Raw genomic sequence first — 13,611 nt, 5'->3', positions numbered from 1 at the left:
CGTGGGCAAATCTGCTTATAAAAGGCGCTGGTAGCGGTGGGCGAGGGCGGAGAGGGCGAGCGCCGCGGCGGCCGTGGCGGCGGCGGACCACATGATCGCGGTGAACGTGTGCGGCACCAGCCACTCCGTCGCCACCACGAGGCCGGCGCAGGAGATCCAGAGCGGGGCGGACGGCCAGCGCGCGCCGGCGGCCACCTGGGCGTTGACGACCACGAAGACGAGCGCGTAGAGCGCGCCGGTCAGCGCGAACACCGGCGCGTAGCGTCCCAGGTCGACGTAGTCGGCGCCGCCGGCGAGGCGGAAGGCGAGCGCGCCGGACAGCGCCGACGCGGCGACCAGCGCGGCGCCGGACGCGGCCACGACCGCGGTCGCGACGAGGAGGCTGCGCCGGCTGCCGCGGGCGAGGCGGGGGAGCGCGATGACCGTCACCACCTGGGGTGCCCAGATCGCACCCTTGGTGAGGACGGTGCCGACCGCGTACGCGCCGGACGACGCGGCCGGCAGCAGGTGGCGGGCGAGCAGCAGGTCGGCGTACGAGACGGCGAGCATGGCCAGCGTCGCCGAGCTCGCGGTGACGACCTGGCGGGCGGTGATCCCGCCGCCGGCCGCCGGCGTGGCGCGGGTGAGCAGTGCCAGAGCCGGCGGGATCAGCAGCGCGGTGGCCGTGCCGGCCAGGACCGAACCGGTGAGGCCGGCGCCGAGCAGCAGGCCGGCGACAAGGCCGCCGTACCGGCCGACCGCCAGGATCGCCATGCCCAGGGCGAGGCGGCGGAAGCGTTCGTCGCCTTGCAGCTCGCCGAGCCAGCGGCCGGCGACCACCACGGCGCCGGTGTAGAGCGCCAGCGGCGGGACCGTCGCCAGCGGGAGGTCGAGCAGGCCGCCGGCGACCGGGGTGAGCGCGAGGACGGCGCCGGCGCAGGCGGCCGCGGTCAGCCAGCCGACCCGCCCGGCCGGTGCGCCGGGATGCCTGGCGCGGTGGACGGCGCCGGCGATCTGGAGGCCGAGGCCGGGCACGCCGGCGATCGCCGCGACCGCCGCGATGGTGACCAGCGCGCCCAGGTCGCCGGCGCTGAGCTGGCGGGCGCCGAGCACCGGGACCAGGTAGGCGATCGCGTTTCCCGCGACGCCGGCCAGCCACACCCAGGCGGCGGACGCGCCGACACGTGGGGCGGGGGAGCGGACCGCCTGGGCCTGAGCCATCGTCGCAGGTTACTGGTGGGAAACTTGGCGGTCCACCCGGTACCTGTAAAGCGAGCGAGGAGGCTAAGGTTCCCCACCATGGCCGGCAGCTTGTCATCCACCCTGAGTGCCCGGTTCGCGGCGGGCCTGCCGGCCGGCCTGGTCGGGTCCGCCATCAGAGCCGTGTACCCGCGGGTAGAGCCCGAGCTGGCCCGGCTCGCGAGCTACGCGCCCCGCGGCGGCACCGCCGTCGACGTCGGCGCCTGGTACGGGCCGTGGACCCGTGGCCTGCGCCGGCTCGCCGACCGGGTGGTGGCCCTGGAGCCCGCCGCCGACCTGGCCCGGCTCGTCGCCGCCGCGTACCCGGACGTGCGCGTGGTCCAGGCGGCCGCCTCCGACCACGTCGGCACGGCGACGCTCTACCTGCCCGACGGCGGCGCCGGGGTCGGCACCTCCTCGATCGAGGGAGCGGGCGGCGAGGGCCGGCCGGTGACGGTGCCCCGGGTGAGCCTGGACAGCCTGGAGCTCACCGGCGTCGGCTTCGTCAAGCTCGACGTCGAGGGCCACGAGATGCCGGCGTTGCGCGGCGCCGAGCGGACCATCCGGCGGGACACGCCGCTGCTGCTGGTCGAGCTGGAGGAGCGGATCCAGCCCATCTCGCCGATCCTCGACCTGCTGGGCGGGTGGGGCTACCGGCCGTACGTGATGCCGGGCCGGCGCTGGCTGCCGCTCGACGACTTCGACCTCGTGGCGCACCAGAAGGCGGCGGTGGGGCGGGTGCGGCACAGCTTCGCGCGCCGGGTGGTCGCGCCCTGGCCGCGGTACGTCAACCTGGTCCTCTTCCGGCCCGAGGGGCGCCGATGAGCGTGGAAACGGCGCCGCCGCGGGCGACCGTCAACATCAACATCGCCATGCCCGCGTGGGTCCTGCGCGACCCGATACACGTCGTCGCGGCGGTGCTGATCGTGGCCAGCGTGGTCTGGCGGGCCAGCATCACCACCCGGGGCTACCTCGCCGCCGACGACTTCGTGCTGATCTCACAGGCCGACTCGGCCAGCCTCAGCGTGGGCCACCTCTTCGAGCTGTACAACAACCACCTCATGCCGGCCGGCCGCCTGGTCATGTGGCTCGTGCAGCAGGTGACCGAGCTGGAGTACTGGCCGTACGCGACGCTGATGGTCGCCGGCCAGGCCGCCGTGAGCATCGCCTTCTACCGCCTGCTGCGCCTGATGCTGCCGGCGACCTGGGCGCTGCTCGCGCCGCTGTGCCTGTTCCTGTTCTGCCCGCTCACCCTGGAGATCAGCGCGTGGTGGGCGGTCGGCGTCAACCTGCTGCCGATGCAGCTGGCACTGATCATGGCGGTGACCGCCCAGGTCCGGTACCTCCGCACCCGCCGGCCGCGGCACCTCGCCGCGCTCGCCGGCTGGGTGGTGTTCGGGCTCGTCTTCTTCGAGAAGTCGCTGCTCGTCGTCGCGCTCGTCGCGCTGCTCACGGTCTGCCTGTACGCGCCCGGCGGCCCGATCCGCGCGGTCGTCACGGCCATCCGCCGCTGGCCGCTGTCCTGGCTCGTGCTCACCGGCGTCTCGGTCGCGTTCCTGGCCGTGTACCTGACGCTGTCCACGTCGTCGCTGCGCGAGCCGTCGTCCGGTCGCGAGGTGGCGACGTTCCTCCAGCAGTTCTTCGGGCAGTCGGTCAGCGCCGGGATGCTCGGCGGCCCCTGGTCGTGGCTCGACACCGGCGACGGGCCGGCGGTCGCCGCGCCCACCTCCACCGCCCAGCGGGTCTCCTGGGTCCTGGTGCTGGCGTTCGTCGCGCTGACCCTGTGGCTGCGCCGCGGCGTCGCGCTGCGCGCGTGGACCCTGCTGCTGCTCTACTCCTCGCTGTCCGCGGCGGTCATCGGCGCCACCCGCCTCGGCTCGGCGTACAGCGGCGTGGCCGGCCTCGTCCCGCGCTACATCGGCGACGTCCTCGTGGTCGCGGCGATCTGCGTGGGCGTGGCGCTGTGCGGCCTGCGCCCGATCGACGAGGAGAAAGAGCCGGAGCCCGTGCCGGCCCTCCCGCGGCGGTTCGGCGGTGCGCTGGCGGCGGGCACGGCGCTGCTCGTGGCCAGCAGCCTCTACAGCGGCGTCGACTTCGGCACCGACTGGGCGTCCAAGCTCGGCCGCGACTACGTGAAGACGGCCCGGGCGGGCCTCGCCGAGGCGCCCGCCGGCACCGTCTTCTGGGACCTGCGGCTGCCCGCGACGATCGTCGACCCGCTTTCCTATCCGTGGAACATGCAGTCGCGCTTCTTCGCGCCGCTCGACCGCGACCCGGTCTTCGTGACCCAGGGGCGGCAGCTGTGGGTCTTCGACGACTCCGGGAAGGTACGCCCGGCGTGGGTCAAGGGCGTCAAGGCCCAGCCGGGGCCGGCGCGGGGCTGCGGCTACCAGGTCGCCGGCGGGCAGACGGTCACCATCCCGCTCGCCGGTACCGTCACCGAGTACTGGCAGGCGGTGCGGGTGGCGTACATCGCCGACCGGGACACCAAGGCGACGTTCCGGCTGGGCACGGGCGAGGTGCGCTCGTTCGACGCGCACCGCGGGCTCAACGCCGCGTTCATGCTCGTCTGGGGCGGTGGCGGCCAGGTCGAGATGACCATGCTCGACCCGCGGGCCAACCTCTGCACCGACGAGATAGAGATCGGCCAGATCGTGCCGCAGCCGGTCGGCTAGCCGGTGCGCCAACGGCTCGTCCCACACGCCGCGGCGGCGCTGATCACCGCGGTCGTGCTCGCCCCGCTCGCCGCGCCCGGCTACGTCCTGCGGTACGACATGGTCTTCGTGCCCCGGCAGCGGCTGAGCTGGGAGATGGTCGCGCCGGCCGGCGAGCTGCCCCGGGCGGTGCCGCTGGACGCCCTGGTGTCGCTGGCCAACCTCGCCGTGCCGGGGTGGCTGCTCCAGCGGATCGTGCTCGCCGGGATCGTCTACTTCGCCGCCCTCGGCATGGCGCGGCTGGTGCCGACCGAGCGGACGCTGTCCACAGTGGTCGGCGCGTTCGCGTACGCCTGGACGCCGTACCTCGCCGAGCGGCTGCTGCTCGGGCAGTGGGGGCTCCTGATCGCGTACGCCGCGCTGCCCTGGATCGTGGCCGCGGCGCGGGACGTGCGCGCGGGCCGGCCCGGCGCGCTGGCCCGGCTCGTGCTCGCGGCCGCGCCGGCCGCGGTGACCCCGACCGGCGGCCTGATCGCGTTGGCGACGGTGGCCGTGCTGACCTGGAAAGCGGCCCTGCCGGTCGCCGCGCTCAACGCGCCGTGGGTGGTCGCCGCGCTGACCAGCGCCGCCGGTGGCCGGTCCGACCCGGAGGGCGTCGGCGCGTTCGCCGCGCGTGGAGAGAACTGGAGCGGCGCCTGGGGCGCGCTGGCCGGCACCGGCGGCATCTGGAACGCGCAGACCGTCCCCGGCAGCCGCGCGTCGGTGCTGGTGCCATTCGCGACCGCGGCGGTCCTCGCCGTCTGCGCCGCCGGCTTCGTCGCGCTGCGCCGCCGGTGGCACGCCGCCCGCGCCGACGGCGAGTGCAACCGTGGCGACGGCGGTCGGCCGGGCGTCACCGTGCGCCTGGCCGTGCTGGCCGGCGGCTCGTTCCTGCTCGCCCTGGCCGGCACCGGGCCCACCGCGCCGGCCCTGGAGTGGCTGGTGGCGCACGTCCCCGGCGCCGGGCTGCTGCGCGACGGGCAGAAGTTCCTGATCCCGTACGCCCTGCTGCTGGCCGTCACCTTCGCGGTCGGCGCCGAGGTGCTCGCCGAGCGGCTGGCCCGGCGCCTCGACGGTACGGCCGGGCGGGTGGTGCTCGTCGCGGCCGCCCTCGCGCCGGTGGCGATCCTGCCCGACCTGGCGTACGGCGCCGCCGGGCAGCTGCGGCCGGTGCACTACCCCGCCGACTGGCGGGAGGTGGCGGCGCGGGTCGACGGTGAGGTGCTGTCGCTGCCGTTCCACGGCTACCAGGCCTACCGGTGGAACCACGACCAGGTGGTCCGCGACCCGGCGCCGCGCTACCTCGGCGTACCGGTGCTGATCAACGACGCGCTGCGGGTGGGCGAGGTGACGGTCGACGGGGAGAGCCCGCGGGCCGCGCGGGTCCAGGCCCTGCTCGACGCCGGCGAACCCGTCGCGCGGATCGGCGTCCGCTTTGTGCTGGTCCGCAAGGAGCCCGGCGTGGACGTGCCGGCGGGCGCGCTGGCCGGGCTGCGCCCGGTGTTCGACGGCCCGTACCTGGCGCTGTGGGAGAACCCGTCGGCCGCCGCGTCCCGCCCGGAGCCGGTCCGCCGGTGGCCGGCCGCCGCCGCCCACCTGCTCGCCGCCCTCGTCGTGCTCGCCGCCGGCATCTCACTGCTGCGCACAGTGCGTACTCCGTGGTAACGTCCGCACACTCGTAAATCCGAGGAGGATTCCAATGGCCAAGCTGGCCACGTTCGTCGTCGCGGCCGTGCTCGGTGCGGCGCTGGGCTTCATCGGCATTTACGCGACGGTCGGCGCGGTGAGCCCGTCGGCCGACACGGTCGCCGACGAGGTCAAGCAGGACCCCGCGCAGACCGTCTACGGCACCCGCTGACCCTGCGGCACCCCGGCTAGCCGGTCGCTCACCAGGCCGGCGAAGGCGTCGCCGGACGCCTCCCACGTAAAGCCCCGCGCGTAGACGCGCCCCGCCCTGCCCATCTCCGTGCGGCGCTCGTCGTCGCGCAGCAGGCGGCGCACCGCCCGGAGGAAGTCGAGCTCGTCGTCCACCAGCGTGCCGGTGTGACCGTCCAGGATGGCCTCGGAGACACCGCCCGCCGACCGGAACGCCACCGACGGCGTGCCGTGCGCGGCGGCCTCCACGATGGTCAGACCCCAACCCTCCTTGATGGACGGAGTCAGCGCCACCCACGAGCGGCCGAGCAGCTCGTGCTTGTCCGCTTCAGTCACAAAGCCGGCGAACCGGACGCGGTGCTCGATGCCGAGGTCGGCGGTCAGCTCGCGCAGCGGCGCCTCCCACCAGCCCTGACCGGCGATCACCAGCTCGATGGTGGGCAGCTCACGCGCCAGCAGCACGGTCGCGCGCAGGGCCAGCTCCACCCGCTTGTGCGGGACGAGCCGGCCCAGCACGAGCAGGCTCGGATGGTCGGTGCGGGGGACCGGCGAGGTGAGGACGGCGGGCGTGCCGTTGCGGATGATGGTGATCCGCTCGGCGTCGACGCCCAGGCCGACAAGCTCGGCGCGGCTCGACTCGGACACCGTGACGTACGGGCAGGAGCGGTAGACGCGTACCGCCAGCCGCGACTCGATCCACCAGCCGATCCGGGCCGGCACCGGGCCGAAGATCACCCGCCACTGCTCCCGGTGCACGTGGTGGACCAGCGCGATCACCGGCCGCCGCGCGTAGACCCGGCTCAGGAACGGCAGCCCGTTGCACACGTCGACGATCACGTCGGGGCGGCCGAACCGGCGGCCGGACAGCGGGCCGAAACCGAGCGCGCCGGCCAGGTAGACGAGCGCGGCGAACAGGTACACCGTGTGCCGGCCGCCGCGCCGCACGACCTGTACCCCGTCGGGCTTGACCTCCTCGGCCGCCGCGCCGGCGTAGGCCTGGCACAGGATCGTGGCCCGGTAGCCGCGCGCGACCATCTCGGCGGCCATCCGCTCGATGTAGACCTCCGAGCCGCCGCCTTCGGGGTGGCGCGTGTCCCGCCAGTTCAGGAACAGTATGTGGCGACTTAGGGCCTCGGTCATGGTCCCTCGTCACCCCTACTCACGAGTACGATATGCGGTCGCGTCACACTAGGGCGCTCACCGGACCATCCGCAATGGGGAGGCACAGCAGTGACGGACGGCGGCAGCCGGCGCCGGCCGGAGTTCTGGCCGGTCGTCCTCTTGAGCGTCGCCCTCGTCGCCGTGCTCGGCGGCTGGACCGCCGTCACCTACCTCCAGCGCACCCGCAACGACCCCGCCTGCACCGACCGCACGTCACTGCGGGTGGCGGCCGCGCCGAGCGTGGCGGCCGCGGCCCAGGAGGTCGCGCAGGCGCTCGCCGCCCGCGACCGCTGCCTCGACGTCGTCGTCGAGGCGCGCGAGTCGGCCCAGGTCCTGCGCGACCTTGTCGGTGCGGCGCCCGCGGGCTCCTCGCCGAGCGCCGCGCCCCCGCCCACGGCGGCCACCGCGCCGCCGCCCGACGTCTGGCTGCCGGAGTCGACGCTCTGGCTGCGCCGGGCCCGCGACGGCGGCGCCTTCCAGGTGCCGGAGGCGGGCGTCTCGGTCGCGACCACACCCGTCGTGCTCGCCCTCGACCAGCGGTCGGCCGCCCGCCTCGGCTGGCCCGCCCGCACCCCGGACTGGGCCGCCCTCGTCGCCGCCGAGCGGCCGCCGGTGCCGGTCGTCGTGCCTGACCCGGCGGTCAGCCCGCTCGGGTTCGGCGCCCTCGTCGGCATCCGCGCCCTCGCCGGCGACCGGGCCGGGGCGGCCGCCGCGATCATGCGCCGCCTGGCGCCGCGTACCGCCGCGATGACCGGCGAGGCGCCACCCGCGCCGGGCGGGCCGGGCCGCGCGGAGACCGCGGTGGTCAGCACCGAGCAGGAGGTGCTGCGCGCCGGCACGCCGCAGGTGGCGGTCTACCCCAAGACACCGGTCCCCGGCCCCGACTACCCGTACGCCGTCCTCTCCTCGACCGGCTCGCGGGACGCCGCGGCGGCGTTCCTGCGCGCGCTGCGCGCCGACGAGGGCGGGGCGGCGCTGGCCCGGCACAGCCTGCGCACGGCGGCGGGCGCCCCGCTCACCGGCCCCTCGACACCCGGCCGGATCCGCGACACGGCGTACCCGCCCGCGCCGGTGCCCGCGGCGGCGGAGGCGGCCGCGCTGCTCAACGCCTGGGGCGGCGTCCACCTCACCGCGCGGCTTCTCGCCGTGCTCGACGTCTCCGGCTCGATGGCGGCGCGGATCGGGCCGGGGGAGTCCCGCCTGTCGGCGACCGTCAAGGCCGCGCAGGGCGGCGTGCGGCTGCTGCTCGGGGCGACCGAGATCGGGCTCTGGACGTTCTCCACCGACCTCGACGGGCAGCGCGACTACCAGCAGATCGTCCCGGTCGGGCCGGTCGGTCCGCGGCGCGCGGAGATCATCGAGCGGCTCGGCCAGGTCCGGGTCAAACCCAACGGAGGCACCGGCCTGTACGACACCACCCTCGCCGCCTACCGCGACGCCGCGCGCAACTGGACCGCCGGCCGGATCAACCTCCTGCTGGTGCTGACCGACGGCACCGACGACAACGCCAGCGGGATCAGCCGCCCGCAGCTGCTGCGCGAGCTGGCCACGTTGCAGGACAAGCGGCGGCCGCTGCCGATCCTGTTCATCGGCGTGGGCCCGGACATCGACCGGGCCGAGCTCGACCAGATCGCCAAGGCCACCGGCGGGCGGGTGGCGCTGACCGCCAACCCGGCCGGCATCCGGCAGATCTTCTTCACCGCGCTGGCCGAGTTCAGCTGCCTGCCGCCGAAGTGCCGCCGATGACCGCGGTGCTGGAGAAACCCGCCGTGGCCCCGGCCGTGACCGCCAGGCCCGCCGCCGCGACTTCGCGAAGAGGCGCGATCGCGGGCGCCCTGCTGCTCATCGCGGTCGCGGTCGTGCAGCGGCCCGGCGAGGTCACCTTCGACACCAAGCTCGACCTGGCCGTCGACCCGCTCGGCTTCATGGGCCGCGCGCTGCACCTGTGGAACCCCGAGGCCACCTCCGGCGAGCTGCAAAACCAGGCGTACGGCTACCTGTTCCCGATCGGGCCGTTCTTCGCCGGCGGCGACGCGCTCGGCGTACCGCCGTGGATCACCCAGCGGGCCTGGTGCGCGCTGCTGCTGTGCACCGCCTACCTCGGCGTGCTGCTGCTCGCGCGGGCGCTGCGGATCGGCTCGCCGACCGGGCGGCTGCTCGGCGCGCTCGGCTACGCGCTCGCGCCCCGGATGCTGACCGAGGTCGGGCCGCTCTCCTCCGAGATGCTCCCGGTCGTCATGCTGCCGTGGGTGCTGCTGCCCCTGGTGACAGTGCGACGCATCGGTTCACCCCGCCGCGCGGCCGCCCTGTCCGCCCTGGCCGTGCTCTGCATGGGCGGCATCAACGCGGCCGCCGTGGCGATGTCCCTCGTGCTGCCCGCGCTGTACCTGGCCACCCGCCGCTGGGATCGCCACCTGGCCGGGCTCGCCGCGTGGTGGGCGGTGTGCGTCGCCGGCGTGACGCTGTGGTGGATCGCGCCGCTGCTGCTGTTCGGCCAGTACAGCCTGCCCTTCCTCGACTACATCGAGTCCTCGGCGACGACCACGGCCGTGACGTCGCAGTTCCAGGCCTTGCGCGGCACCAACCAGTGGGTCGGCTACATCGTCCAGGGCGAGCCGTGGTGGCCGGCCGGCTGGGTCCTCGTCGACCGGCCGTGGCTGATGGCGGCGACCGCGCTCGTCGCGGTGACCGGCCTCGTCGGGCTCGCCATGCGCGGCCTGCCCGAGCGGCGCTTCCTCGTGCTCGGCGCGATGACCGGGCTGACGCTGCTCACGATCGGCTACCTCGGCACGCTCGACAGCCCGTTCGCCGCCACCGCGCGCGACCTGCTCGACGGGCCGCTCGCGCCGCTGCGCAACGTGCACAAGTTCGAGCCGGTGCTGCGGCTGCCGGTCGCGCTCGGCCTGGCGTACGCGGCCAGCCGGCGGTTCGGCCTACGCCGCGTCCGGATGCCCGCGGCGCCGGTCGTGGCGTGCCTGTTGCTCGCGGCGGCCGCGCCGGCCTGGATGCTCCTGTTGCGACCCGGGCCCGGCTGGTCGGACGTGCCCGGGCACTGGCGGCAGGCGGCCGGCTGGCTCGCCGCTCAGGACCCGACCGCGCGTACGCTCGTCGTGCCGGGGCAGGGGTTCGCGCAGAACACCTGGGGCCGCACGGTCGACGAGGCGATCCAGCCGCTCGCCGGAGCGCCGTGGTCGACCCGCCACCAGATCCCGCTCGGCTCCGAAGGCAACATCCGGGTGATGGACACGGTCGAGGCGGTCCTGGCGCAGGGGCGCGGCTCGCCCGGCCTCGCCGACTTCCTGGCCCGCGCCGGCTACCGCTACCTGCTGGTGCGCCACGACATCGACCGGGCGGCCACCGGTGCGCCGCCGATCGCCGTGGTGCGCCAGGCCGTCGCCGGCTCACCTGGCCTGAGTCCGGTGGCGTCCTTCGGCCCGGCGGTCGGCGCCGGGAGCAACCCGGTCGACGCCACCGCCGCCGTGCCGTCGATCGAGATCTACGAGGTGCGGTCGTCCACCCCGGTCGTCTCGGCGACGGCGCTCGGCAACGTGCCGGTGGTCAGCGGCGGGCCTGAGTCGCTGCTCAGCCTGCTGGAGCAGCGGCTCGTCGACGGCCGCCAGCCGGTGGTGCTGGCCGGAGACGCGGGCGGGCTCGACCCGGCGGGCCGTTCGTGGCTCGTCACCGACGGGCTGCGCCGCCGCGAGCTCAACGTCGGGCGGATGCGAGACAACCTGAGCCAGACGCTGACCGCCGACGAGCAGACCCGCCAGCGCCGGCTGCGCGGCGACCTGAGCCCGTTCGCCACCCCGGGGCACGAGACCGTCGCGGCCTACCAGGGCATCCGGTCGGTCGACGCGTCGAGCAGCGCCGCCTTCGCCGACACGGTCGGGCCCAGCGAGCCGTCGTACCTCCCGTTCGCCGCGCTCGACGGCGACACCCGCACGTCGTGGCGCTCCGACCCGTTCGCCGCGCCGGTCGGTCAGTGGCTCGAGGTCACGTTCGACACGCCGCGGCGGGTGGACGACCTGACCGTCGACTTCGTCGACGACCTGCGGGCCGGTTCGCCGGTCGGGTACGTGCGGGTCAGCACCGACCAGGGCGCCGTCGACCGCGAGGTGCCCGGCACCCCCGGGCCGCACCGGCTCTCCACGCTGCCCGGCCTCACCACCACGGTCCGGGTGACGGTGCTCGCGCTGCGGCCCGGCCACAGCGGCGGTGCTGTGGCGCTGCGCGAGCTCGGCATCCCCGGCCTGGCGGCACAGCGTGCCCTGCGCGCGGCCGACGACGTCACCGGCGGGCGGCCGCCGGTCTACGCGTTCAGCCGCGCGCCGCAGGACCGGGGTGCCTGCTTCACCGCCGGCGGGCAGACCCGGTGCGACCAGTTCCTGGCCCGCGAGGGGGAGGAGCCGCTGGGCGTCGACCGGTTCTTCAGCACGCCGGTGGCGTCCGCGTACGCCCTGCGCCTGACCGTGCGGCCCCGCCCCGGCGGCCCCGTGCCGGTGGACCTGCCGGTGACCGCGTCGGCGTCGTCGGTGCTGACCGGCGACGCCACGGTCGGCGCGCACGCCGCCGTCGACGGCGACCCCACCACGGCCTGGCTCGCCGAGCCGGTCGACGGCGCACCGACCCTCCGGCTCGCCTGGGACGGCCAGCGGCGGATCGACCGGCTGCGGCTCGTCACCCCGGAAGCCCCGGTGGCCGCGGCACCGCAGGCCGTGCTCCTGCGTACCCCCGCCGGCGAGACCGCCGCGAACGTCGGCGCCGACGGATGGGTCACCTTCCCCCGGCTGACCACCGACCGGCTCGAGATCGAGGTGACCGGCTACGCGGCCACGCGCGCCGACACCCGCGGCAACGGCTGGCCGGCCCCGGTCGGCGTGGCGGAGGTCGAGGTGCCGGCCCTCGGTGGGCTGCTGCGCCCGGCCACCCTGTCGACCGCCGTCACCGCGCCGTGCGGCAGCGGCCCCACGGTCGAGCTGGACGGCGTCGCGTACCCCACGTCGGTCTCCGGCACGCTGGCCGACGTCCGCGCCGGCCGGCCGCTGCCGGTGACCGTGTGCGACGAGTTCGCCGGCGACACGGTCGAGCTCGCGGCCGGCGAACACCGCCTGCGCACCAGACCCTCCGCCGCCTTCCTCGTCGACTCGGCCGCGCTCCTGCCGCCCGGCGCCGGCACCCCGGCCGCCCCGGTGGAGCGCGCCGTCGAGGTCGTCGAGTGGCACCCCACCGCCCGCACCGTCACCGTGGCGGCCGGCGACGCGGCGCTGCTCGTCGTGCCGGAAAACTTCAACGCCGGCTGGAAGGCCACATTGGACGGCCGGTCGCTGCGCGCGCTGCGGGTCGACGGGTGGCAGCAGGCGTTCGAGGTGCCGGCCGGGGTCGGTGGCACGGTCACGCTCACGTTCGCCCCCGACAGGCCCTACCGCGCCGGTCTCGCGGCGGGCGCCGGCGCCGTGGTACTCGTCGGCCTGCTGGCGCTCGCCCCCGCGGGCCGGCGCCGCCGCCGGTCGGATGTCGCACCGGCGCGGGGGACAGGCTGGTTCGTCGCCCTGCCCGTGATGGCCCTCGCCGTGGCCCTCGGCGGTGTGGCGGCGGCCGTGCTGCTGCTCGCCGCGATGCTGGTGCGCCAGCTGCGGCCGGGCGCGCTGCCCGCGATCGCCTTCGTGGCCGGGGCCGGCGGCGCGGCCGTCGCGGTGGTCGGCCGCCTACAGGGGCACGGGCAGGAGTGGGCCTACGGCGGCTTCGTGCAGGCGGCGACGCTCGCGGCCGTCTGCGCGGTCGCCGCCACGCTCACGCCGTCCGCCCGCGCCGCCCCGGATCCGGTGCTCGAACCCGCGCCGCCCCCGCCGCACCGCGCGACGCTCGGCCGCTCGATCCGGCTGTTCCGCGGCTTCCTGCACGAGCAGAGCGACCCGGACCGGTTCTACTCGATGCTCGCCGACGACTCCGTGCGCCAGCTCGGGTCCTATGTGGACCTCGACGGCGCGGTCGTGCTCGACGTCGGCGGCGGGCCCGGCTACTTCGCCGCCGCGTTCCGCGAGGCCGGCGCGACCTACGTCGGCCTCGACCCGGCCGTCGGCGACTTCGCGGCCGCCGGCGCGCCGGTGACCGGCATGATCCGCGGCGCCGGCACCGCCCTGCCCGTCCGCTCCGGCAGCCTCGACGTCTGCTACTCCTCCAACGTGCTGGAGCACGTGGCGGATCCGGAGGCGATGCTCGACGAGATGGTGCGGGTGACCCGCCCCGGCGGCACCGTCTTCGTCTCGTTCACCCCGTGGCTGTCGCCGTGGGGCGGGCACGAGACGGCGCCGTGGCACTACCTCGGCGGCGAGCGGGCCCGCCGGCGGTACGTGCGCCGCAAGGGCAAGGAGCCGAAGAACCGCTACCGGCACACGCTCTTCCCGATCAGCGCCGCCCGGGCGGCGCGCTGGGCCCGCGCGGCCCGCCGGCAGGGGCGCGTCGAGGTGGTGGCTGTTCTGCCCCGTTACCACCCCCGATGGGCGCATTGGACCGCCCGGCTTCCGGTCCTCCGGGAGCTCCTGACGTGGAACTTCACGATGATTCTGCGCCACGTGGAGGGTCAGGGGTCGCAACAGATGTGACTCAGTAGTAACCTGCTCGCCTACCGGCGGACTTTTTCAACCCCCACCTGTCCGTCCCTACA

Annotated in this window: 8 protein-coding genes; 6 read left to right on the top strand and 2 right to left on the bottom strand. The window is 75.7% G+C overall.

Annotated features, from left to right (window positions below; genetic code table 11):
• Nucleotides 1–15: 15 nt before the first annotated feature.
• Entirely contained in the window at nucleotides 16–1,200 is a 1,185-nt protein-coding gene (locus AC5L36_RS27215) for a polysaccharide biosynthesis protein (RefSeq protein ID WP_441223114.1), read from the bottom strand.
• Nucleotides 1,201–1,278: 78 nt separating this feature from the next.
• Here AC5L36_RS27215 and AC5L36_RS27210 point away from each other — a divergent pair, with 78 nt between their 5' ends.
• Genes AC5L36_RS27210 through AC5L36_RS27195 form a run of 4 tightly spaced genes read left to right on the top strand, consistent with a single transcriptional unit; the run spans nucleotide 1,279 to nucleotide 5,769 of the window.
• Nucleotides 1,279–2,043, top strand: coding sequence for an FkbM family methyltransferase (locus AC5L36_RS27210; RefSeq protein WP_441223113.1), 765 nt, complete (start codon nucleotides 1,279–1,281; stop codon nucleotides 2,041–2,043).
• Nucleotides 2,040–3,893, top strand: coding sequence for a hypothetical protein (locus tag AC5L36_RS27205; RefSeq protein ID WP_441223112.1), 1,854 nt, complete (start codon nucleotides 2,040–2,042; stop codon nucleotides 3,891–3,893). The genes AC5L36_RS27210 and AC5L36_RS27205 overlap by 4 nt, the downstream gene beginning before the upstream one ends.
• A gap of 3 nt (nucleotides 3,894–3,896) precedes the next feature.
• Nucleotides 3,897–5,576, top strand: a complete 1,680-nt coding sequence (locus tag AC5L36_RS27200; RefSeq protein WP_441223111.1) for an MmpA family trehalose lipid delivery protein — start codon at nucleotides 3,897–3,899, stop codon at nucleotides 5,574–5,576.
• Nucleotides 5,577–5,610: 34 nt separating this feature from the next.
• Nucleotides 5,611–5,769, top strand: a complete 159-nt coding sequence (locus tag AC5L36_RS27195; RefSeq protein ID WP_441223110.1) for a hypothetical protein — start codon at nucleotides 5,611–5,613, stop codon at nucleotides 5,767–5,769.
• Here AC5L36_RS27195 and AC5L36_RS27190 read toward each other — a convergent pair.
• On the bottom strand, nucleotides 5,754–6,926 hold the full coding sequence (locus tag AC5L36_RS27190) for a glycosyltransferase family 4 protein (protein WP_441223109.1): 1,173 nt from the start codon (nucleotides 6,924–6,926) through the stop codon (nucleotides 5,754–5,756). The genes AC5L36_RS27195 and AC5L36_RS27190 overlap by 16 nt on opposite strands.
• Nucleotides 6,927–7,016: 90 nt before the next feature.
• Between AC5L36_RS27190 and AC5L36_RS27185 the strand changes: the two genes are divergently transcribed.
• Together AC5L36_RS27185 and AC5L36_RS27180 are read left to right on the top strand one after the other, a co-directional pair.
• On the top strand, nucleotides 7,017–8,693 hold the full coding sequence (locus AC5L36_RS27185) for a substrate-binding domain-containing protein (protein ID WP_441223108.1): 1,677 nt from the start codon (nucleotides 7,017–7,019) through the stop codon (nucleotides 8,691–8,693).
• A complete protein-coding gene (locus tag AC5L36_RS27180) occupies nucleotides 8,690–13,549 on the top strand; it encodes an alpha-(1->3)-arabinofuranosyltransferase domain-containing protein (protein WP_441223107.1) in 4,860 nt (1,619 codons plus the stop codon). The genes AC5L36_RS27185 and AC5L36_RS27180 overlap by 4 nt, the downstream gene beginning before the upstream one ends.
• Nucleotides 13,550–13,611 lie beyond the last annotated feature (62 nt).

The sequence above is a fragment of the Phytohabitans sp. LZ39 genome (assembly GCF_059359075.1).
The sequence above is the reverse complement of the archived record's forward strand: the minus strand, read 5'-3'. Positions and strand labels throughout refer to the sequence as shown.

What these genes read in the sequence shown, in the direction of transcription:
- AC5L36_RS27190 (WP_441223109.1), bottom strand. Translation starts at nt 6,926, where the DNA reads ATGACCGAGGCCCTAAGTCGCCACATACTGTTCCTGAACTGGCGGGAC.
- AC5L36_RS27180 (WP_441223107.1), top strand. Translation starts at nt 8,690, where the DNA reads ATGACCGCGGTGCTGGAGAAACCCGCCGTGGCCCCGGCCGTGACCGCC.
- AC5L36_RS27210 (WP_441223113.1), top strand. Translation starts at nt 1,279, where the DNA reads ATGGCCGGCAGCTTGTCATCCACCCTGAGTGCCCGGTTCGCGGCGGGC.
- AC5L36_RS27205 (WP_441223112.1), top strand. Translation starts at nt 2,040, where the DNA reads ATGAGCGTGGAAACGGCGCCGCCGCGGGCGACCGTCAACATCAACATC.
- AC5L36_RS27195 (WP_441223110.1), top strand. Translation starts at nt 5,611, where the DNA reads ATGGCCAAGCTGGCCACGTTCGTCGTCGCGGCCGTGCTCGGTGCGGCG.
- AC5L36_RS27215 (WP_441223114.1), bottom strand. Translation starts at nt 1,200, where the DNA reads ATGGCTCAGGCCCAGGCGGTCCGCTCCCCCGCCCCACGTGTCGGCGCG.